Source organism: Pantoea sp. X-Soil-ISGK-285, assembly GCF_059730815.1.
On record NZ_AP035939.1, the window covers coordinates 150,589 to 173,255 of the forward strand.

At 56.5% G+C, this 22,667-nt stretch carries 17 protein-coding genes; 4 read left to right on the plus strand and 13 right to left on the minus strand.

The window, feature by feature from the left end:
- Window positions 1–294: 294 nt before the first annotated feature.
- Window positions 295–2,469 carry a TonB-dependent siderophore receptor gene (locus AC6I8B_RS20020; protein ID WP_157353380.1) on the minus strand — a complete coding sequence of 725 codons (2,175 nt, stop codon included), beginning with the start codon at window positions 2,467–2,469 and terminating at the stop codon, window positions 295–297.
- Between the two features lie 307 nt (window positions 2,470–2,776).
- On the opposite strand from AC6I8B_RS20020, the gene AC6I8B_RS20025 reads away from it, so the two are divergent.
- Entirely contained in the window at window positions 2,777–3,883 is a 1,107-nt protein-coding gene (locus tag AC6I8B_RS20025; protein ID WP_332837877.1) for a tyrosine-type recombinase/integrase, read from the plus strand.
- A gap of 18 nt (window positions 3,884–3,901) precedes the next feature.
- Here the strand turns inward: AC6I8B_RS20025 and pagP are convergent, their stop codons facing one another.
- Window positions 3,902–4,471 (minus strand): lipid IV(A) palmitoyltransferase PagP, encoded by a 570-nt coding sequence (gene pagP, locus AC6I8B_RS20030; protein ID WP_497817777.1) that lies wholly within the window; start codon window positions 4,469–4,471, stop codon window positions 3,902–3,904.
- 443 nt (window positions 4,472–4,914) lie between these two features.
- Between pagP and fhuE the strand changes: the two genes are divergently transcribed.
- The 3 genes from fhuE (at window position 4,915) to AC6I8B_RS20045 (ending at window position 8,214) form a co-directional block, all read left to right on the plus strand.
- Window positions 4,915–7,137, plus strand: coding sequence for a ferric-rhodotorulic acid/ferric-coprogen receptor FhuE (fhuE, locus tag AC6I8B_RS20035; protein WP_497817778.1), 2,223 nt, complete (start codon window positions 4,915–4,917; stop codon window positions 7,135–7,137).
- A 358-nt stretch (window positions 7,138–7,495) separates the two neighbouring features.
- Complete coding sequence (locus AC6I8B_RS20040; protein WP_157353127.1) at window positions 7,496–7,807, plus strand: type II toxin-antitoxin system HigB family toxin; 312 nt, start codon at window positions 7,496–7,498, stop codon at window positions 7,805–7,807.
- Entirely contained in the window at window positions 7,804–8,214 is a 411-nt protein-coding gene (locus AC6I8B_RS20045; RefSeq protein ID WP_010247048.1) for a helix-turn-helix domain-containing protein, read from the plus strand. Before AC6I8B_RS20040 ends, AC6I8B_RS20045 begins: the two co-directional genes overlap by 4 nt.
- A 114-nt stretch (window positions 8,215–8,328) precedes the next feature.
- On the opposite strand, the gene AC6I8B_RS20050 is transcribed toward AC6I8B_RS20045, so the two are convergent.
- The 11 genes from AC6I8B_RS20050 to AC6I8B_RS20100 form a co-directional block, all read right to left on the minus strand.
- Window positions 8,329–9,174, minus strand: coding sequence for a VOC family protein (locus AC6I8B_RS20050; RefSeq protein ID WP_033773398.1), 846 nt, complete (start codon window positions 9,172–9,174; stop codon window positions 8,329–8,331).
- Window positions 9,175–9,194: 20 nt separating this feature from the next.
- Window positions 9,195–10,334 (minus strand): amidohydrolase, encoded by a 1,140-nt coding sequence (locus AC6I8B_RS20055; protein ID WP_033780275.1) that lies wholly within the window; start codon window positions 10,332–10,334, stop codon window positions 9,195–9,197.
- A gap of 2 nt (window positions 10,335–10,336) precedes the next feature.
- On the minus strand, window positions 10,337–11,437 hold the full coding sequence (locus AC6I8B_RS20060; RefSeq protein WP_157353126.1) for an alkylhydroperoxidase domain protein: 1,101 nt from the start codon (window positions 11,435–11,437) through the stop codon (window positions 10,337–10,339).
- Window positions 11,434–12,441, minus strand: coding sequence for a putative FMN-dependent luciferase-like monooxygenase (locus AC6I8B_RS20065; RefSeq protein ID WP_157353125.1), 1,008 nt, complete (start codon window positions 12,439–12,441; stop codon window positions 11,434–11,436). Before AC6I8B_RS20065 ends, AC6I8B_RS20060 begins: the two co-directional genes overlap by 4 nt.
- Window positions 12,438–14,057, minus strand: a complete 1,620-nt coding sequence (locus tag AC6I8B_RS20070; protein ID WP_497817779.1) for a dipeptide ABC transporter ATP-binding protein — start codon at window positions 14,055–14,057, stop codon at window positions 12,438–12,440. Before AC6I8B_RS20070 ends, AC6I8B_RS20065 begins: the two co-directional genes overlap by 4 nt.
- Window positions 14,054–14,905, minus strand: coding sequence for an ABC transporter permease (locus AC6I8B_RS20075; protein ID WP_010670388.1), 852 nt, complete (start codon window positions 14,903–14,905; stop codon window positions 14,054–14,056). The genes AC6I8B_RS20070 and AC6I8B_RS20075 overlap by 4 nt, the downstream gene beginning before the upstream one ends.
- Window positions 14,902–15,843: an ABC transporter permease gene (locus tag AC6I8B_RS20080; protein WP_010670387.1), complete on the minus strand. Its 942-nt coding sequence runs from the start codon at window positions 15,841–15,843 to the stop codon at window positions 14,902–14,904. Before AC6I8B_RS20080 ends, AC6I8B_RS20075 begins: the two co-directional genes overlap by 4 nt.
- Window positions 15,844–15,855: 12 nt before the next feature.
- Window positions 15,856–17,490, minus strand: a complete 1,635-nt coding sequence (locus tag AC6I8B_RS20085; RefSeq protein WP_052061784.1) for a TIGR04028 family ABC transporter substrate-binding protein — start codon at window positions 17,488–17,490, stop codon at window positions 15,856–15,858.
- 219 nt (window positions 17,491–17,709) lie between these two features.
- Window positions 17,710–18,936, minus strand: a complete 1,227-nt coding sequence (locus tag AC6I8B_RS20090; protein WP_033768943.1) for an MFS transporter — start codon at window positions 18,934–18,936, stop codon at window positions 17,710–17,712.
- Window positions 18,937–19,013: 77 nt separating this feature from the next.
- Window positions 19,014–21,368 (minus strand): GNAT family N-acetyltransferase, encoded by a 2,355-nt coding sequence (locus AC6I8B_RS20095; RefSeq protein ID WP_497817780.1) that lies wholly within the window; start codon window positions 21,366–21,368, stop codon window positions 19,014–19,016.
- Window position 21,369: 1 nt separating this feature from the next.
- The gene (locus AC6I8B_RS20100; RefSeq protein WP_497817781.1) at window positions 21,370–22,662 is read right to left on the minus strand and encodes a lysine N(6)-hydroxylase/L-ornithine N(5)-oxygenase family protein; all 1,293 of its coding nucleotides are present in this window, start codon (window positions 22,660–22,662) and stop codon (window positions 21,370–21,372) included.
- Window positions 22,663–22,667 lie beyond the last annotated feature (5 nt).

Consider the following 22,667-nt stretch of genomic DNA (forward strand, 5'->3'; position numbering starts at 1 on the left):
CACTTAATATCCTGATAGTTAGTTATAGTTGCAGGTTGAACCCGACAGAGCATAGCCGCACTCTGGGGTGTTTCGCTGGCCGGGATACAGGAATCACGACATTAGTTACCTGTCGTTACGCTTTCCAGAGGGAATGTAAGTATTTAATGCCATACCCGTGAGCCAGATACTTTCCGGCTCGTTAAGCGGCAGCCAGAGATTAGCACTGAGAAGATAAATAGGGGGGAGTGTAAACCGGGGGTTTTTCGACGACGACGAAAAAACAGCGCCTCCACCGGGAAGCGCTGCTGCAGATCAGAAGGACATTGTCAGCCCGGCATAATAAGCGCGTCCCGGTTCGTTATAGGTCGATGCGCCATCAGCCTCGCGATATAGCTGTTTATCCAGCAGGTTATTAATCCCGGCATTGGCACGCAGATTTTTGGTGATGTCATAATTAAAATTGACCCCAAATACTGAATAAGCACCAACTTCGCGATTCGACATTGAATTGCTTTCTGTGCGGGATTCCGCATACTGGCGTGGTTTCTGACGGCCATACATCGTCCAGTTCAGATTAGTGGAGAAATCCTGCGTCAGCTGCCAGTCCAGCATTGTATTGATGGTGTATTCAGGAATAATCGACAGCGGATTGCCGGTCTTTTTATCTTTCGACTCGATCATATAAGTTGCGTTAGTCCGCCACTCCAGCTGGTCACTGACCAGCGGGATAGTGAAATTGCCTTCCAGACCTTCCACTACCGCTTTGCCGCCGTTACTCCATTGCAGGATATTGTTGCCATTAGAGGCGTAACCCAACACCTCCGTCCCGGAGACGATTTTGTTTTTATAGTCATTGCGGAACCAGGTGATACCCGCAATATAGCCATCCTGACTGAACTCGATACCCAGCTCTTTATTGATGCTGACTTCAGGATCGAGATTTTCATTACCCAGCAGATAGCAACTGCCACGGGTAACGTTGATCGGACAGCCATTTCCCCGCGTCGCCAGCAAATAGCCTTCGCTGGACTGATAAAGGTTAGGGGCTTTAAACGCACGGGCGATACCCGCTTTCAGGGTAAAACTTTCTCCCAGAGCCTGAGAAATATTGAGCGACGGACTCCAGTTCGCACCAAAGGTGTCGTGATAATCAAAACGCAGACCGGGGATGACTTCAGTGCTATCGGTCGCAGCAATATTATCTTCAAAATAGAGTGAGCTCAGCGTTGCGCTGTTTTTACTGTTGCGGCTGCCCGCATCCCCACTGACACCGTCGATGGATACGCCCGGCGCACTGGTGCCGTTCATTGAATTTGGATCGTTCAGCTCATCACGGTTCCACTCGGCTCCCAGCGTAACGGTCTGCTCACGCAGCAGTTCCAGCGGGAAGCTGACTTCACCTCCGGCCCGGTAACTTTCAAAGCGACTGGTTGAGAACGTGTTGCTGTTGATCCGGCCTTCACCCGCACCCGCCGTGCCTTCATTCAGGCGGGTGTTATTGGTTTTTTCATAGTTAAAGGTGAGCTTAGATTGTCCCCAGTCCCAGATGCCATTATGCGCAAGGCCCCAGGTCTGACGATACAGACGGTTGGTTTCTGAACCATCGAGAGATTCGATCAAGGCATTACCGGCACCGTTGCTGTACTGGGTATCCCCGGTGTAAATGTTGCCCTGACGGCTGTATCCGTAGCTGAAATCCAGCACCTGTAATGGCGTGATCTTCCACGACAGCACGCTGTTGATGTCTTTATTGCGAACGCCTTCGCGACCGGCGGCGCCGGAGCCATTGTGCGACTGGTTAATGTCGAAAGCATCGCTGTCGGTTTTGTTGATGTTGCCATAGAGCCGCATGGTCAGAGCATCGCCCGCCAGCGGACCACTCAGGTTAAAGTTAGCGCGGCGGGTTGCGCCTTCTTTATCATCTTCCGGCTGGTTAGTGTAGAGCGACAGCGATCCGCTCCAGTCATTGGTCGGGCGTTTGGTAATGATATTAACCACGCCACCAGCCGCGCCGGAACCGTAACGCGCTGCCGCCGGTCCACGAATCACTTCAATCCGCTCAACCATTTCTGGTGGTACCCAGTTTGAGTCACCGCGGGAATCGCGCTCGCCGCGCCAGCTATAACGCACCGAATTGCGCGAGGTGGTCGGCACACCATCGATCAGAATCAGCGTATTTTCCGGCCCCATGCCGCGAATATCGATCTGACGATTGTTACCGCGTACACCGTTGGCGCTATTGCCGGTAAGGTTAACGCCTGGCATTTTACGGATAATGTCGGAAAGGTCGTTGACCGGCGGGTTTTTCTCAATGTCCTGCGAGGTGATCACCGAAACGCCAGGCTGCTGTTTCAGCTCCTGTTCAGCAGTGACCAGCATCGTCTCATCATCAGCCAGCTTTTCTGTCTCTTCCTGATTAGCGCCGTTAGCAGAGGTACTCAATAAACCGGCCAGCAGTAGCGCAACAGGGCGCTTATGGACACGCATGGTTACATTCACTTAGAAAATCTCCCTGAAGTATTAAGGTATGTAAGCAAATGCGTATGATAATGATAATAGTTATCATTGTATATCGCGGTAAGCCACCTTTACATTCCATAACAATGGGCTATTTATTCGCCATAACCGTGACCAGAAGGGAGAAGTGACGTTAGTTTTACTTGTTGGTCATCACCCGAAAACTTCCTCAGATTTCATCAGAACGCGTATTTGTGACTCCAGACTTATTAGGTCTGGAGTCATAGATAAACAATGGATAGAATGGCCCGCCCTGCAGTGACTAACAGGTATAAATGTGACCCCAGATCTGACACTGATCCCTGCGCGTTCAGTCCACGTAGGCCGCCATGTATTGATCTGGCTGGAGCAGGTTAAAAAGGCTTCACTTAGCGAGCTGGATAATTTTGGCGATGAAGGCACGGTGGAGCAGGTGATGAAGGTCTGGGTAAAACTCTCGCTGCTGATCAGCCGGCGTCGTCCTGAGATCGCCATCTCCTCATTGCTGAAACATGTCCTGCCGAACATCGGTTCGCAGCCACTCAAAACGCTGAACCGCTTACGCCTTAACCGGCTCTATAACATTCTGATCGCCGACGGTAAAAAAGAGGAGGCGCGGCGGGTGTTCGCGCTGACCAAACAATTTCTTGCCTGGGCCGAGATGCAGGGCTATCTCGATCATTCACCCATCGCTTCAATGAAAAAGCGTGATGTCGCGGGTCGCGCTACGCCGCCGCGCAGTCGGCAACTCACCGATGCAGAAATCTGGGTGTTCTGGCACGGGCTGGATAACTGGGCGCTTTCGGAACAGGCGCGCTGGGCGCTGCGTTTATGCCTGGTCAGCGCCCGGCGGCCGGATGAAATTGTGCAGGCGCAGAAAGCGGAGTTCGATCTGCAATTAGGATTGTGGATGCAGGGTACGCGCAATAAATCGCAGCGGGAGCATGTGCTGCCCATTTCACCGCTGATGCGTCAGTGCATCGAAGCGTTGTTGCGCGCCGCCGATCCAGCCTCACCCTGGCTGGTGCCCGCGCCACGCGATCCGCAACAGCCGCTGTCAAAAGGCGCGATGAATCAGGCACTTCGCCGGATGATTCGCGCTCCCCGTGGGCTGGGACTGGAGGCGTTTACCCCGCGCGATCTGCGCAGGACTGCGCGTTCAAAACTCTCAGCGCTCGACACGCCTAATGACGTCGCCCGAAAAATCATGAACCATGCGCTGGAAGGTATCGATCGGGTCTATGACACCCATGACTATCTGAGTCAGATGCGCAGCGCCATGACTATCTTTTCGGACGCGGTAGAGCAGATTATTGAATGCGAAAGCTACCATCTGCTGCGTCATCGCTATGATGGCGAAACCCTCACGCTGGACGATCTCTCGCTCATGGCGATGTCACGCTAACGCTTATATCGGCAACTGTCAGAAGTGGTAGCGCAGCCAGGCAAAATAGACGTTACCGTTGTTATGGGTGCCGGGAATATAGGTCATCTGGAAATCGAGATCGCCATAGCCGACAGAGGCCAGCGGCAGTATCGCTGGCACCGGAATATAATCCCAGTTGTGCCGTGCGGTAAAGCCCGCCGTGTAACCCGCGCCCCAGTGAAAATTCTGGTCGGCCAGCGGACGCCAGGTTGCCACCCAGCCATAGCCACCAAAGGGTTCCCATTTATTAAAGGAGTCCTTAAACGCCATTAAGTAGATGCCGTTCCAGTTCCCTTTTTCATCGTAGCGGGAGATACCTCCGCCCGCGCCCCAGGGTCTTTCATTATATTTATTGATGTGTTCACGATCGTAAGTGGCACGGTTGTGCCAGGTAATCGCGGGCAGATAAAAGTCGTAACCTTCAGGCTGCTGCCAGGTTGTGGCGACTTTATCACTGAAATTATCCCAGCCCGCACTCACGGTCTCCACAAGTGTGGCGGAGTGGACTGAAAAAACACTGAAAACGGTGGTCGTTATCAGCGCTTTAAGCATTGAAATTTTGCGCACGTACGAATTCCTGCAATATCTGGTGTTAAATAAGGTGATAAAAGATTTAAGGCAGATATTGTGGCATCAGGAGTGACAACTACAGTTCAATGAACGGCCATTACAGGATTTTATCTTTATTAAAAATGATGCAGCAGCCCTGTTTCTCTGACAAGTCAGCAGGCGTGCTGACCCTATAAATGTCTCCCTGTCTTTATCAACTTCAGGCAGCCTTTCACGCGCAGACAATTCCCTGAAAAAAATCGTATTGTTTGCTAACAAAATCTTGCAATGATAATCGCAATGCGTATATTTCTCATTTGTTTTAGAAGTTCATCACACCCGCGCGCAGGCGCTCAGGGAAAGGTTTCTGGTTCCTCAAACCATAAGCAGGGCAGCGATGTCCGCAGGAAGCATGGTCGTGACAGTGGCAGCATAAAAACATAAAGATAATTGAGGAATTAATGAACGCTTTCGATCTTCAAGACCCCAGGGCAACGGACACTTCTGCTCTGCAACGTCCATTCCGCTTCTCCTTGCTGGCTGTCATCGTCGCCTCGTCGCTGGCGCATAACGCTGCTCATGCCGCAGAGACCGGCGCACCCGCTGCCAGCGATAACCAGACTATGACGGTCAGCGCGTCAGCCGATGATGCCGTAGCCGCTTCGCCCGCCACTGATTACAGCGTACCGGTTACCCGTGCGGGCACTAAAATGCTGGGCACCGTACGTGATGTCCCGCAGTCAGTCAGCATCGTCAGTAAGCAGCGTATGGCCGATCAGCAACTCCAGTCGCTGAATGATGTGCTCGCAAATACCACCGGTATTCGCGGTATCAGTGGTGATATGGATCGCACCAACTACTATGCGCGCGGCTTTATGATCGACAACTACATGGTCGATGGTATCCCTACTGCCTTTGCCGCTCGCTGGAACCTGGGCGATGCGCAGACCGATATGGCAATGTATGAGCGCGTTGAAGTGGTGCGCGGAGCGACCGGTCTGTTAACCGGACCGGGCAATCCATCAGCTGCCATCAATATGGTGCGCAAACACGCCGACAGCAAAGAGTTCGGCGGCACTGTCTCCGCCAGTTACGGCAGCTGGAATAAGCAGCGTTACGTGGCCGATCTCTCGGCTCCGCTCAGTGACTCCGGCAATGTTCGTGGCCGGCTGATCGCGGGCTGGCAGGATAACAACAGCTTCATAGAGCGCTACGGCGCCAAAAAACAGTTTATCTATGGCGTGGTTGACGCTGACCTGACCGACTCTGCCACGCTTTCGGTCGGCTATGAATTCAGCCAGGTCAATACGGATTCCACCATGTGGGGTGGCGCACCGCGCTGGTACACAGACGGCACGCAGATACATACCCGACGCGGCTACAACACCGCACCTGACTGGGCCTACAACGATAAAGAGAACCGTAAAGTCTTTGTGAACCTGAAACAGGACTTCGATAACGGCTGGAACATCACGCTGAACGGCGCGCACAACGAGATGCGCCTCGACAGTAAGCAGATCTATCTTGATGGCTATTTCGATCGTAACACCGGGGCGGGCGTCTCTTCCTATGCCAACTATCCGGTGGTAGGCGGGACCGGTTACAACACCGGTAAACGTAAAGTGGATGCCGTTGATGCCTTCGCCAGCGGTCCTTATGAACTGCTGGGGCGTCAGCATGAGCTGATGGTCGGCGTCAATTACACCCGCCAGGATAACAAGTACTTCAGTACCTTTGAGAATATCTCATCAGAGTCGCTGGGCAACTACAACGAGTTTAACGGTCAGTATCCGGAATCGGCCTGGACGCCGCGTCTGCCAGCCAGCGATACCCAGCTGGTTCGCCATAAATCGACTTATATGGCGACCCGTCTGTCGCTCGCCGATCCGCTGCACCTGATTATCGGTGCCCGTTACACTAACTGGAACCGTGAAACGCCAGGTGGTGAAATGGAAGAAAATAACACCACCCCTTACGGCGGATTGATTTATGACTTCGCTGAAAACTGGTCGGCTTACGCCAGCTATACCTCGGTGTTCCAGCCACAGGACTATCGCGATGCCAGCGGCGCTTTCCTGTCGCCCGTTATCGGCAAAAACTACGAGGCAGGGCTGAAATCTGACTGGATGGATAGTCGCTTCACCACCTCGATTTCGGTGTTCCGCACCGAGCTGAATAATGTCGGTGAAGCAACCACTCAGACGGTTCAGGGGTCAGGTGATGTCGCGTACATTGGCCGTAAAGGCGTGGTGAGTCGTGGCGTGGAGTTTGAAGTCAACGGCGCATTAACCGACAACTGGCAGATGACCCTGGGCGGCACGCGCTACATTGCGGAAAACCGCGATGGCAGCACCTTTAACCCGCAACTGCCGCAGACCAGCTTTAACCTGTTCAGCAGTTATCGCCTGCCGACATTGCAGCAGCTGACGCTGGGTGGCGGTGTGAACTGGCAGACACATATCTGGAATGATGTCGGTGGCCCGGAAGGCAATGGCACCTGGCGTGCCCGTCAGGGCAGCTATGCGCTGGTTGATCTCTTCGCCCGTTATCAGGTGAACAAAAATCTGTCGCTGCAGGGCAACCTCAATAACCTCTTCGACAAAGAGTATGACACTAACGTGGCCAGCTCCGTAGTCTACGGCGAACCGCGTAATTTCTCAGTGACCGCCAGCTACACTTTCTGATTTGTGTCGTTGTAAAGCCTGTGAAAAACGCCTCAGTTGAGGCGTTTTTTTTATTTCAAATCAGAGTGCAATTATTTATATCACCTCAGTTGGCGAAACTTGTGGTGAATGAGTCTTCATTGCATAGGCAGTGTTGTTAGCAGACATCAGATCACAATATTGCTCTTACATTTAGGTTATTACCAGAGATAACCGGTCATCCAAACCACGTGCCGATTATGCCTTAATCACCGTTTTACATTAGTTTTTGCCGTATTTTCTCTACTGAGTACGCAAATTTAACATGTTTCCATCTTGTCAACATGGCTGGATTGTGACAGGATGGTTTCCATAATGGAAACAGTCAGGAGCCAATGGAATGCATGTTATTTCACGTGTGCCGTTTGATGAGGCGGCCAGAAAATATCCTAATGCAGCGGCCGCACTTAATCTGCTTTATCGCCATCTCAGGCAAGGCGATTTCAGTGGTCCTGACGATCTTAAAGCGCTTTATGCAAGCCTTGATCGTATGAAATATCGTGCTAAATGGTGGGTCATCGACGTGAGTGGCAACCAGTTGCGCGTGATGTTCTTCGCGGATTTTGAGCGAAGTAAAATCTTTATTAAGCATATCTGCACGCACGCTGAGTACGACAAGCTTGTTAAAAAATATCGGGAGGTTACCGGATGAATACTGAAGCTATCAGGCTGTCAAATGAGCTCGCTGAAGCGGTACCGCTGCTGGCTGGCAGCAGCCAGCGCGAGGATTATGAAGAAGCACTGAAACTGGTCGAATATCTGATTGAACATGAGCCGGATAATCCGCTGGTTGACCTGCTTTGCGCGCGCATTGCTCACTATGAAGATAAAGATCCGGAGCTGGCCGAATTTAATGCACGTCAAAATGAAATCAGCACAGGCCCCGGCATTCTGCGCGTGCTTATTGAGCAACACAATCTTAGCCTGAGCGACTTCGAAAATGAGATCGGTAAAAAATCGCTGGTTAGCCGAATCCTCAGCGGCGAACGTCAGTTGACTGTGTCGCATATCCGGGCATTATGCGCCCGGTTTGGCCTGTCGCCATCTCTGTTTTTCTGATTTAAGCGTGCTGCGATGGACTATTAAGATTCGATAAGTCTTTATATTTTATCGGTCCGTGCTCTGAAGAAACGCCTCACTTGAGGCGTTTTTCATCACCTCCTGAATCTGCACTCAGGTAAAACGCAGTGCCAGGTTAAAACCTTCTGCCGACTCCACCACAATCGCCTCGGGCTGCTCCTGAAAGGCAATTTCACCCTTCACCAGCGCGCGTTTCACCAGGTCGAGATCTTCCGTCTCAAAACCCAGCGCAACCATGCGGGCGCTGCCATCATAGTCTTCCGGCAGCGGGCCAAATCGCTGCTGCGCATAGTCTGCCGAAGCAAAACGAACCGTGGCAGCACCCGCGCGCAGGACAAAGGCGCCTTCGGGACAGGCGAGCACCTTAGCGGCCCCAAACAGGCGGCTATAGACCAGCGCTGAAAGCGCCGGATCCTGCGCGACAATCACAAACTCACTGATATTACGCACGCCATTGGGGTGACGCTGCCATGCCGGCTGCCATACCGCTTCGGGCGTCAGATGCTGGCAAAAAAAGCTGCGGCCATTGGGTAACAGCGAAGGGCGAATCCGTACGGTCCGAAAGTGCGCTTCACTCACCGAACCGTCGGGCAGGGTGACCGGACGGTGAAAGGCCGCTGGCGGATCGCCATCCAGATCCTGCCGTTGCAGATGCTGAAACTCACTCTCTGCATCGCTGCTTTTCCACACCAGACCGCTCAATCCCAGCGGCGATTGCCAGAGATCGGCGCGCTGGCTCCCTTTGCCCGTCTCATAGCCCAGCAGTTCCAGGTAGTTCTCACCAAAAATAGCCAGGTGATTACTCGATCCCAGAGAGTGATGACCCCGTTCAGTGAGCTGAAAGCCGAGCCTTCGGAAGCGCGCGCTGGCGCTGTCGAGCTGGTCGGCCACGTTAATCACAGCATGATCAAGAATCGGTTGTGGAACCTGAACTGACATAGCAGCACTCCTTTTTTTCGTCATTGCGCCGCCACAATCTGCAACGCGCGCGGCACCAGCTGCGTGAAGTAGTCCACCGCCGGGCCAATCAACGCTTCATCAGGATCGAAGGCGGCGTGATGCAGACCAAATTCGCTGGCACTGCCGATGCTGACAAACGCCCCCGGCACCTGCTGCAGATAGAAGGCAAAATCTTCTCCGCCCATCTGCGGCGACTCAGCGTGCTCCGCGAGATAGCCACTCTGTTGGGCAACGTCCAGCGCAACATCCACCCAGCCTGGCGTGTTAATCAGGGCCGGCGGTCCTTCAGTCCACTCCAGTTCGGCGGTCGCACCAAACCCGGCGGCAATACCCTGAATCAGGGATCGCATGCGGTGCGGGATCTGCGCCCGGATTTCGCCGTTGTGGGTGCGCACGGTGCCCTCCAGCTCAACGCTTTGTGGCAGCACGTTCCAGGTATTTCCGGCGGTAAAGCGCGTCACGCTAAGCACCACCGTTTCCAGCGAGCTGAATACCCGGCTCGGCAGGGTCTGCAGAGCCGTTACGATATGGCTGGCAATCACAATCGAATCGATGCCCTCCTGCGGTCGCGCGGCATGGGCGCCTTTGCCCTCAATGCGGATAACAAAGCGGTCTACGTTGGCATAAAACGCACCCGCCCGGCTACGCAGTGTGCCCAGCGGCAGGTCGGGCGCGTTGTGCAGGCCAAATATCGCCTGAACGCCTTCCAGCGCACCGGCATCAATCAGCTGACGTGCGCCATTAAAAGTCTCTTCAGCGGGCTGAAACAGAATCCGTACCCGGCCTGGCAGTGCGTCTTCCTGCTGTTTCAGCCGTAACGCCACGCCGAGCATCACGGCGCTGTGAACGTCGTGACCACAGGCGTGCATCACGCCCGGCTGCTGTGATCGCCACGGGCGTTCGGTGGTTTCTTCAATCGGTAATGCATCGATATCCGCGCGCAGGGCGATCAGGGGTTCGCCATGACCGATTTCAGCCACGACGCCGGTTTTCAGCCCCAGCGGCAACAGCCGGATTCCGGCCTGCTCCAGCCAGCGGGTAATACGTTCCGTGGTGGCAAATTCATGATTCGAAAGTTCCGGATGCTGATGCAGTTCGCGACGCCACTGCACCAGTTGGTCGGTTAAAGGCAAAGTCATGATTATCCCTGTTGTTCCGGCAGAAAAGGTTCGCCCAGCGTCAGCATCAGGCGATTAGCCCAGGCAAAAAAGGCGGTTGATTGAATCAGATCGAGCAGGGCGAGCGTATCCAGACCCTGTTCACGCAGTGCAGAGAGCAGCGACTGTGTCGGCTGGGCAGGGGTCAGCGACAGCGCTGCTGAGAATGCGATGATCGCCTGCCAGCGCACGGTGTGTCCGTGAGATAACACCGCGCCGGGTGCGACGTTCAGCAGCTTCTGTACCGCTTCATCCTGCTTTGAGAGCTGGCTGGCTTTACGCGCATGGACTGAGGCGCAGTAAATGCAGCCGTTGACCTTACTCACCACGGTGGCAGCCAGTTCGCGCTCGGCGCGTGGCAGCCCTCCTGCGGTATAAAAAATGCCTTTATCGGTCAGGGTGCGCTGCTCCAGCAACGGCAGATTGCGCGCCAGCAGGCGAAAATAGTCGGAGTCGGTGTGACCGAATTTTGCCAGTGTCGCCTGCTCTTCCTCGCTGAATTCCGACAGCGGTTTTGCCGTCAGCCAGGGCTCCCAGCCGAGTTCCTGTTGCGTAAACGCGGTCAGGGCAGTTTTGCCGCTGGCGGTATGTAAGGCCTCGTGCCAGTGACCGGCGACTACCGGGGCAACCTCATCCGGTGCCTCATCGCCCTGTAAGCTGCGCAGACCCGCCAGCAACCGGCTCTGAAAACTGACAAACGCCACCAGCTGTGCCAGTGTGACAATGCCGCGCAGGCTCCAGCCCGCCTGTTTCAAAGCCTCCAGATGCGCGGGAGCAGCAGTAACCGGCTCAAAGGTCAGGCGATGGGCAAAAGCCTGTGCCGCGTTGATCCGATCACTCCCGGCCAGACTCTCCTGTGGCTGGTAGTGCGCCTGCAGGCCGGGTTGTGCATGCCAGCCGGCAACCTGTGCGGCCAGCAGACGGCGCTCCGCCAGCGGAAAATCTTCATCACCCTGGCTAAACAACAGGGTGTAGCTACCCTGAGCATGTTGTGTGGCGGCGTGACGTGTCTGGCGCGCATGGGCCAGTTCGGAATCGGGATCGATATCTGCCAGTGTGGCGATCAAATCGTCAGGTTGATTCATGAAATTCTCCTGTGAGGTTCGCCAGCGGCACGAAGCGCGGGCGCAAGATGTTGGGCAATCAGTTCAATCGAGCGCAGCGTGTCGGCATGCGAAGGCTCAACCGAATGCACCTGAAATGAGATGTCGGTGACGCGCGCCAGTGTGCTGTCCTGCGCCAGCGAGTGCTGCACCTGATCGATGCCGCCAACATGGGCATCAAACTGCGCCAGCAGGTCATCAAAGCATTCACCGCGTAATTCACCACGATACTGCGCAGCCTGCTGACGAATTCCCGGTTCAGCTACCTGACGGGCATAGCGGTCAGAATCGGCCACGAATGCGGTACGGGAGGCGAGGATACGCGGAGTGGTTCCCGCAGGAAGTGCCGCAAGATAGGCATCGATCAGCGGATTCTGCAATGCATCCAGCGGCAGCTCAGGCTGGCCCGCCGGACGCGGCTGGGTGCGGGACAGCATCAGGCCATGGCCGCCCTGAGCGGCACGGATCGCGCCCTCAACCGAGAAGGTGGCGATCCACACCCGTCCGGCAAGCTGCGGCGCGGCGGGATAGAGATGATTATCAGGATGCCCCAGTGAATCCCCGCGCCAGGCACTGAGCAGCGTATGCAGATGGTCGGCAAAAGCGGCACCGCGCTCGGCAAAGGTCAGACCAAACGGCAAAAACGAATCCGGCGTGCCACCGGAGCCCAGCCCGATCTCCAGCCGCCCATCTGCCAGCAGATCCAGTACTGCGGCATCTTCAGCCACCCGCAGCGCATTTTCCATTGGCAGGGTGATGATGGCGGTGCCGAGCCGGATGGTGCGGGTCTGCGCGGCGACATGCGCCAGGAAGAGCAGCGGCGACGGCAGACCACCCTCATCCTGATGAAAATGGTGCTGAGCAATCCACGCATTATCAAATCCGCAGCGTTCGGCATGCTGAATCTGTTCGGTGGCCAGCTGATAGCGCTGTTTCGCCGGCACCTTATCCAGCAGCCGGGTAAAAAATCCGAGACGTCGGCTCATGCTGACTCCTTGTGGGTTAAGGGAATAAGCGGAGGAATGGCAGCCATTAATTCCCGGGTATAAGGATGCTGTGGCGCACTGAAAATCGTGACAACGTCACCTTGCTCTGCGACTTCGCCCGCTTTTAACACCGTGACGCTGTCGGCAATCTGCCGCACCGTCGCCAGGTCGTGCGTGATAAACAGATAGGTCAGACCCAGTTCGGCCTGGAGCTGCTGCAACAGGTCGAGGATTTGCGCCTGCACCGTGACATCCAGCGCCGAGGTCGCCTCATCCAGTACCAGAATCTCCGGCTTGCAGATCAGTGCCCGCGCAAGCGCCACACGCTGCCGCTGTCCGCCGGAAAGTTCGTGAGGATGACGTGAAAGAAGAGAGCGCGGCAGCGCCACCCGCGTGGTCATCCCTTCTACGCGCTCACGGCGCTGACTGCGGCTCAGCCGCTCAAAATTACGCAGTGGCTCTTCAATAATTGCATATAGCGTCTGACGCGGATCGAGCGAGGCAAACGGGTTCTGATAGACAAACTGGATCTTCCGCCGCAGCTGACGCAGCGCCTCGCCGCGTAATCCGTTGACCACGATGCCATCCAGCGTCACCTCGCCGCTGTCTGCGGTTTCAAAACCCATAACGATGCGCGCCAGCGTGGTTTTGCCTGAGCCGGATTCGCCTACCAGTGCATGCGTAGTGCCGCGCGCAACCTGAAAGCTGACCTGGTTCAGCGCCTGCAAACGCTGCTGTTTGCCCAGCGAAAAGCTTTTCATCACGCCGGTTGCCCGGATGGCGGGGGCAGAAAAACGGGCGGTTGCAGATTTAACTCTGGCGGGTCGCTGCGGTGCCGCATCATTCAGTAACTGACGGGTATAAGGATGAGCAGGCGCGCTGATAACCTGTTCAGTGCGGCCCGATTCCTGAATCTCGCCGTGACGAAACACGATAATACGATCTGCGCGTTGCGCCGCCAGCGCCAGGTCGTGGGTGACAAACAGCACGGCGGTGCGGGATTCCTGCCGCAGGTTGTCCAGCAGATCGAGAATGCGCTTTTGCACCGTGACATCCAGCGCGCTGGTCGGCTCATCCGCAATAATGATCTCCGGCTGCAGGGCGAGGGCAATGGCGATCAATACCCGCTGCTTCATGCCGCCCGACAGCTGATGCGGATATTGCCTGACCCGCTGTTCCGGATGGCTAAGTCCGACGCGATTCAGCAGGTCAATCACCCGCTGCTGGCGCTGCGCTGACGGTAATTTCAGGTGCAGTCGCAGGATCTCTTCCACCTGTTCGCCGACCGTTTTCACCGGGTTCAGGGAATTACCGGGATCCTGCGGTACCAGACTGATGCGCGCCCCGCGCAGCGTATCGAAACGCTTTTGCGACCACTGACTGATATCCACGCCGTTGAGCAGGATCTCTCCCCCTTCGCGACGGCCATTTTCCGCCATCAGACCCATTATCGCCTGTGCGGTGGTAGTTTTACCGGAGCCGGACTCCCCGACCAGCGCCACCATCTCACCGGGCTGCAGCTCGAAGCTGACGTTATGTACCACCGGCTGCCAACGGTTGCCGCTGCGATAGCTAAGCGTCAGATTGTTGACCGCGAGTAACGGCTGAGCGCTCATCGGCGTCCTCCTGAAAGTTGCTGGCTGATGCGGTTGGCTGCGAGCACCACAGCGACCACCACCACACCAGGAAAAGTGGTCAGCCACCAGGCGGTAGCCAGATAATTACGCCCTTCAGCGATTAACAGACCCCATTCCGGCACCGGCGGTGGGGTGCCGTAGCCGAGGAAGCTCAGAGTCGACAGCGCCAGAATCGCCTGACCAAATTGCAGGGCGGCATAGGCGATCACCGGCGTCAGCGCATTGGGCAGAATGTGACGCCACAGCACGCTGAAAAAGCGGCCGCCACTGCCGTAAGCCGCTTCGACATACTCGCTGTGACGGATGCGTACCACTTCGGCGCGTGCCAGTCGGGCGAAGCTGGCGATGGAGGCAATGCCCACCGCTAATGCGGCATTCAGGGTGCCGAAGCCGAGTAAAATCAGCACGCTCAGAGAGAGCAGCAGCGCCGGAATCGCCAGCAGGACATCCACTGCGCGCATCACAATTGATTCAGTTTTGCCACCGATAGCCCCTGCCACCAGACCCAGCGCGGTACCTGCCAGCAGTCCGATCGCCACCGCCATGACGGCGGCGGAGAGCGAATGGGACGCGCCGTAAACGATGCGGGCAAAAAGATCGCGGCCGAGCTGATCGGTGCCGAGCCAGTGTCCGGCCTGCGGAGAGAGTCGCTGTGCACCCGCAACGCCTTCAATCGGGCTGGCCTGGGTAAAGAGGGCCGGGAACAGGGCCGCCAGTACGGCCAGCAGCATGACTGAAACGGCGAGCCACAGGCCCGGCGAGAACTGTAAAGTGCGCCTCTTTGCCGCCACGGGTTGCCGCGCGGCAGCGTAATCAACCAGACTCATGTTGCACCTCGTAACAGCTGTAAGCGCGGGTCAAACAGCGGCATCAGCAGATCCACCAGCAGGTTGATCACCACAAAACCCAGCGCGGAGATCATCACTACCGCCTGCAACACCGCCACATCCTGATTGTTCACCGCCTGTTGCGTCAGCTGACCGAGACCGCCCAGGCCAAACACCGTTTCGGTGATCAGCGCACCGGCAATCAGTTCTCCCAGCAGCAGGCCCGCCACGGTGAGCACCGGCAGCATGGCGTTGCGCAGGATGTGCCGCCACAGCACATAGTGCTCGCTAGCTCCTTTGGCGCGCGCCACCGCCACAAAAGGCCGGGTTGAAACCTCATCGATGCTGCGCAACAGAATCTGAGCCAGCGGCGCTGAGATCGGAACGGCGACCGTAATAATGGGCAGAATCAGTCCCTGCCACGGTGAGGGATTGATTACCGGGATCCAGCGCAGCTGGAATGAGAAGAGCTGAATCAGGGCTATGCCGAGCCAGAAGGTCGGCACTGAGATAAATAGCGCGGGCAGTGACTGCAGCAGATTACGCAGGCCGCGCAGGGCAGGCAGCCGCGATAGTGTCGCCAGCACGAATGCCAGCAGTGTCGCCAGCAAAAAGCCGCACAGGGCCAGTCGCAGCGTGCCAGGCAGATTGCTGGTCAGCAGTTCACTGACCGGCACGCCCGCCTGCACCGAATAGCCGAAGTCGCCGTGCAGCATTGCTGCCAGCGTGTGCAGATATTGCTGCCACAGCGGGCTGTCCGCACCATAGGCCTGACGCATCTCAGCAATCTGCTGCGGACTCAGGCCGAGATCCGGATTCTGAAACTTGATCAGGACCGCATCGCCTGGCAGCACCTGTAGCAGCACAAACGAAAGGGTAAACGCGGCCCACAGGACCAATACCCCCAGGCCAGCGCGTTGCAGCAGATAATGACGCATCCTCACCTCCGGTTACTGTTTTTCCAGCCAGGCGCCATAGAGTGCCGGACGGCCCACCGCTTCAAAACTGACCCCTTTCAGCCAGGGCGCACCGGCATAGACCTGCGGCTCTTCGAAAATCGGAATCACATAGGCCTGGTCCAGCAGATACCGCTGAACGTCACCGGTCAGCTGTAATCGTTTTGCCGGGTCTACTTCAGCGGAGATGGCGACCAGCAGCTGGTTCAGCTTGTCATCACGGAAGTTTTTCACTTTGTCGCTGGAGCCGCCTTTCTGCAGGAGGTTATCGCGGTTAGCCGGGTAGAAACTGCTTTTGATCACGTCGGGATCGGCGCGGCCGACTTCAGTGACGTTCAGCGGGGTCTTAAGGGGGTCGAGGTTATCCAGCGTTTTGCTGCCGGCATCGCCCGCTTTAACGCTGAGGGCGACGCCCGCCTGGCGCCACTGCTGCGCCACCAGTTGCAGCACCTCTTTGTTTTGCGGCTGCGGCAGTGATTCATAGACGGTTAGCGCCAGTCGCTGGCCAGCTTTTTCACGGATGCCATCGGCACCCGGTTGCCAGCCCGCCTGGTCCAGCAATGCCTTCGCTTTTGCCAGATCAAAAGTGAGTTTGTCCGCCAGATTGACGTAGCCGGCGGCGGTGGTCGCCACGACCGAGGTTGCCTGCGGATAGTTCGGCGAGAAGAGCGTCTCAACCACCTGTTTGGAATTGGTGGCGTGCAGCAGCGCCTGACGCACCCGGATATCGCTGACCAGCGGATTATCCGGACGGAAGCTGAGGCTGTCGTTTACGCCACGGGTCGGCGCGGCATAAACCGGGAAGTTCTGATCTTTAGCCTGCTTCTCGTCGTAGGCCTGCACCTGACGGATCAGGCCTGCCTGGCCCGCCAGCAGTGCACCGATGCGCACGCTGTCTTCCGGCGTCACGATCACTTTTATCGCATCCAGATTGGCCGGACCTTGCTGCTGAATGTTTTTCGGTCCCCACTGATAATCTTTACGCGCTACCAGATCCACCTCCCGACCGAGCTTCTCATCACTAACTACAAACGGGCCGGAGCCGATAATGTGACGGGCATCGCCCAGCTGATCGAAACTGCGCGCCAGGGTACTCAGCGAGACCAGGCCAGAGCCAATGGTGGCGGTGCCCTGTAAAAATCCGGGCGAGGGTTTTTTGAAATAGAATTTCACCGTCAGCGGGTCGATCACTTCGCTGCGTTCATAGTTATTAATCACTTCCGATACCGGCAGGCGCAGCGCTTTATTTCCCAGCCCGTAGGTATCAAAGTTTTTCGCCACCGCGTTCGCATCTAATGGTGTGCCATCGGAAAAAGTCACGCCAGGCCGTAATTTAAAGGTGTATTCGGTTTTGTCGGCGTTGGTAGTCCAGCTTTCTGCAATCCAGGGTTCAACCTGCAGCGTTTCGGGATTCTGCCAGGTTAATTTATCGGTGATCTGATTGAGAATGCCGCCATTAGGGTAAAAGCCACCGGCAGGCGGATAGAGGTTGGTATGTGCCTGCTGTTCAAGATAAATCAGCGTACCGCCTTTGACCGGTGCAGCCACCGCGTTAAAGGTCAGAGTCCCGGCAAGTAAAGTAAAAACCAGCGTTTGTGCGCGTGGTTTAAGGGGAAATAACGTCTTCATGGTGAATTCCTTTGTTATCAATTGCCTCAGCAGGCGGAATCATCATCGAATGACGCAACACACAGATAAAGTAACGATTTGGTCAAAGCTTATCTGAAAAAAATAAATGCGGGATTGGGTGGGATGTAATCTCTTTATTTCAGTTGCAGGATGGCAAATAAATTTCTGCCATCCTGCCGGGCTATATTTTCTTAGCTGTGGCTGGTTAATCGGGAGCCGCTATTCCGTACACAATTTCCGCTGGCCTGCACGCAGAAAAGCGCTGACCAGAACCAGCCACAGCAGACCGCAGATCAGGTTCACCACACTGAAGCCGCCGGTGCCGTAACTAAAATACGCGGTTTTGGCTGCTTCAATGCCCAGCGCAATAATCAGAATACTCACCATGCCGAGCATCGCCGCCACGCTGCCTTTTCCGGCGCTGCTGGAAAAAAGCGTCATGCGATAAAGTCCGGCACTGACCAGCCCGGCACCGAAGCCGTAGAGGCTAATTCCGGCAGTCAGCCACAGATAGCTTTGCGGATTTAGCACGGTAGCGGTTACTGCGATTGCCAGCCCGCAGACCACCGGCCAGGCACCGAGCCGTAACGGCTGTTCAATGGGCAGACGGCTGGATAAGCGTCCCAGCGTCAGGTTGCCCGCAATCATGGCGGCGAAGACCGGCAGCTGTAACAACGCATAGCCGATGCGGCTGAGTCCCGCATCGTGGATTAATATCACCGGCGACAATGCAACCCATGCGATGCAGGGCACGGTGACCAGCCCGATGGCCAGCGAGCCGCGCATCACCTGACGATCCTTCAGCAATGCCGCGTAACCGCTGATAATCGATCGCAGCGACAGCGGTTTCTGCCGGTCACCTGCGGTTTCGGGCATCGCATACCACAGACCTGCCAGCGCCAGCGCCGCAATAGCGCCAATCAGCCAGAACAGGGTGCGCCATTCACCCACGGTAAGAAAAGCCGCGCCCGCCAGCGGACCGGCCAGCGGGGCCAGCAGGGCGACGTTGGCCATCAGCGCCATCATTTTGATGCTGAGCGATTCCGTAAACGCCTCCTGCACCGCCGCGTAGCCTACCGCGCCAATAAAACAGAGGCTGACGCCCTGCAGAAAACGCAGCAGGACGAACTGCTCAATGCTTTGCACCCAGTGCGTCGCCACACACGAGAGCATAAAAAAGGCCACGCCGCTAAGTAGCACCGGACGCCGCCCGATACGGTCAGAGAGGGGGCCAAGCAGCCATTGCAGCATAATGCCACCGGCCAGATAGGCGGTGAGCGAAGTAGAGACCCACTCCGGCCCAACCTTAAATTCCTGAGTCACCAGCAGCATGCCGGGCTGGATCATGTCGTGAGCGATATAGGTAGCGAACTCAAACAACACCAGCGACAGCGGGAAGATCAGATGTCGTCGGGTCAGTTGCGCGACCGGTTCAAAAGAAACCATTACGGATACCTGCGATAAAGCCATTAAAAAAGCGGCCACCAGGGTGACCGCATAATTTCAGCGTGACGGTGTAACGCTTATCGCCAGCGGGCGATCGGGTTATTCAGCGTTCCGGCGAACTTGAGGTTCTCAGCGGGATCGGCGAGGTTTATCATCTGCTGGTTATTCGCCAGCTGCAGGCGGTTCAGACAGGAGCGGGTAAACTCCGGCGCGAACATGTCATAGCGCGCGAACTTAGTGGCATGCTCCGGGTGCGCCTGCTGGTAATCCTTCACGCACTGCGCCACCGCCTGCCAGAACTCTTCCTCCGGCAGCGTTCCTGACTGATGCAGAATCGCGCTGATAAAGCGGAAGATGCAGTCAAACACATCGGTGAAGATCGAGAGCAGCTTCAGGTTCTCCGGCACATCCACCGCCAGACGCTGCACGCCTTCCGGCAGCACCGCATCCGGATTCATCACGGCGATCTCTTCGCCGATATCCTTCATGTATGCACTGACCGGCACGTTGTTCTCCAGCAGCATGATGAGGTTTTCACCGTGCGGCATAAACACCAGGTCATGCTGATAGAAGCAGTGCAGCAGCGGGCTGAGATAGCAGGTCAGGTAGCGTTCTATCCACTGCTTCGCGGGCAAACCAGAATCCGCTATCAGCGCAGGCAGCAATGCCTGCTGATGGTGATCGACGTGCAGGAAAGAGGCCATGGTCATCAGACGCTGGCCGGGTTGCAGGCCGGCCGCAGGATTATCCCGCCACAGCGCTGCGAACATCTTTTTATAGGCGGAGTCGCCTTTGATCGCCTGCTCATAGTAGCGGTTGTGATAGCCGACCGCCGCGACTTCGCGCAGGATGCGGAAATCACAGCGATTCAGCCACGCATCGCCAGCAACCAGTTGTTCCAGCCAGCCGTTTATCGCAGGCGTTGTCGCCATATAGTAGGGGGACAGTCCGCGCATAAAGCCCATGTTCAGCACCGACAGGGCGGTTTTCACGTAGCGCTTCGCGGGCTGGCTGCGGTTAAAGAAGGTGCGGATCGACTGCTGCGCCTGGTAAGCATCGTCTCCGGTGCCGAGATAAACAATATCGTGACTGGCGATGTCTGCCGCAAACACGGTCAGCAGCTTGTTCTGCCACTGCCACGGATGCACCGGCATCAGGATATACTCCTCAACCGCCAGCCCTTTATACACCAGCTGCGCAGTAAACTGCTCCAGGGTGGTGTCGCCCAGTTCATCACGCATCAACTGCTCATAGCCCAGCTCGCTGAGGCTGGAGAAATGGGCGTTGCGGCGATGAACCGCGACCCAGATGAGGTGAACGGGCGCGGCGGCCTCGGGCGCATACGCCAGATAATCATGGGCATCGAAGCCAATACGCCCGTTGTTGGCAACAAAGCAGGGATGGCCTTCGGTCATCGCCGCTTCCACCGTCTGGAAATCGGCTGAGACCAGCGCCTGGCTGTCAGGATTATTCTTCTGCAGCTTATAAACGCTGCTGCACAGCGTGCTGCTGATCTCTTCCATGTAGGTCGCCAGCAGTGCCTGTGTAATACCGATCTCCCCGTTAAACTCCACGATAAACTTCAACGCATCCAGCGGCAGATCACGACCGTTCTCCTGCTTGCGCAGTGAGCCGGCATCGATTTCCCAGTGATCCAGCGCCAGCCGCGACGCCCGGAAATGGTAGCTCGCTTCACCGCCTGGCACCGCAAGCTGATAGCTGCCGTCGCCCGACTCCTGTGGCGTAATGATTTTCTCATGCGCGAACTCGGCAATCGCTTTCCGGATCAGCATGCGGTTTGCCTGCGCCCAGTGGTCGCCCGTCAGATGTGTACCGTTCATCAGCGAAGAGGGGGTGTTCATAGTCTGCGACTCCTGCAGTAACGCGTGTTGATAATCTTCCCGCTGGCAAAAGGCCAGCCAGGCGGTTTTATGACCCATGTCGATGGTGTGCTGATAGCGGAACCCGGCACGCTTATTCAGCACGTGAATCTTCTCATTGCGCACATCTGGCTCTACCACCACGCGGCGCACCTCGGGGCGGCTGAACATGTAGTCCATCACCAGCGTGAAGACCTGCCAGCTGAAGGCTCTGATCGGCTGGCTGGCGGGGGCAATCAGGATATGCATGCCGTAATCATCGGGTGCGGCAGGATAAAATTTGCCGACCTCGTCGTCGCAGGCGCGATAGCACTCAATCAGGCAGACCGGCTGGTCGTTGCAGCAGCCAATCAGCGCAGCATGGGGATCGGCAGCGGTCAGTGTCTGATAGAACTCAGCGACCTGATTCAGGCTCTGCTGCTGCATGCCCCAGAAGCGGGCGTAATCGCGGGTGACCCAGCTATGAACCAGCGGCGCATCGCTGGCGAGCATGGGCCTCAGGGTGAACTGGCCTGCGGGGCGGGCGGCGCTGAACAGTGTTTGTGAACTCATCTCAGTGCTCCGATTTAGCCGGGAAGGTCTGGAAGGCAATCTGACGCTCGATCGGGTAGACCTCGCGTCCGGTCAGTTCGCGCAGCAGCACCGAGTTGCGGTAGCAGGCCATGCCGAGATCCGGCGTAACAAAACCGTGGGTGTGCAGTTCGGCGTTCTGCACGAAGATCTGATTGTGATAATCGATGCTGTAGTTGCGCTGCACGTCGTAGCGGCCTTTGTCATCCCAGCGCAGGCGGGCGTTGATGCCCTCTAAAAACATCGGTGGCTGGTAGTGATAGCCGGTCGCCATCACCAGTCCTTCGGTGCGACGGGTGAAGGTGCAATCCTGCTCCTCCTGATGCAGCGTCAGCTCGAACTCTCCCTGTGGCAGCCAGCGCATAGCGGTCAGCGCCGAGTGAGTAAACAGGTTAACGTTCAGATCGCCATCGAGCTGTTTGACATACATCAGGTCATAAATGTCGTTAATCAGGCTGCTGTTGATGCCTTTGTAGAGATTCTTGTGGCGCGCATTCAGTTCGTCCCGGGTGCTGGCGGGCAGCGCGTGGAAATAGTCGACCCACTCCGGCGAGGTCATCTCCAGCGTGAGCTTGGTGTACTCCAGCGGATAGAAGCGCGGCGCGCGGGTGATCCAGTTGAGCTGATAGCCAAAGCGGTCGATATCGGTCAGCAGCTCGTAGTAGATTTCTGCCGCGCTCTGGCCGCTGCCCAGCACGGTGATGGAACGCTTCTGCTGCAGTTCCGCTTTGTTGACCAGATAGTGGCTTGAGTGCGTCAGGCGCTGGCGGTGCGGCTGGCTGCACTCCGGCATCCAGGCTTTAGGCCCGGTGCCGAGGATCAGATGTCGTGCCAGATAGTTCTGTTTCTGACCATTCCGGGTGTCGGTCACCTGGAGTTGATAGACGCCAGCCGCCTCATCGTAGCTGACATACTCAACGTGGCTGTTCCAGCGCAGATTAGAGAGCCGTGAACTGGCCCACTGGCAGTACTGATTATACTCTTTGCGCATCAGGAAGAAGTCTTCACGGATATAAAAAGAGTATAATTTCCCCTTTTCCTTCATGTAGTTAAGCAGGCTGTAAGGGCTGGTCGGATCGGCGAGTGTCACCAGATCGGCCATAAACGGCGTCTGCAGATGGGCATTTTCCAGCATCATGCCGGTGTGCCAGTCAAAGCCCGGGTTCTCATCCAGGAAAAGACCGTTCAGTCCCTCAACCGGCTCACTCAGACAGGCCAGACTCAGGTTGAAAGGGCCGATACCGATACCAATAAAATCGTAAACGGAATTATTCATTTCAG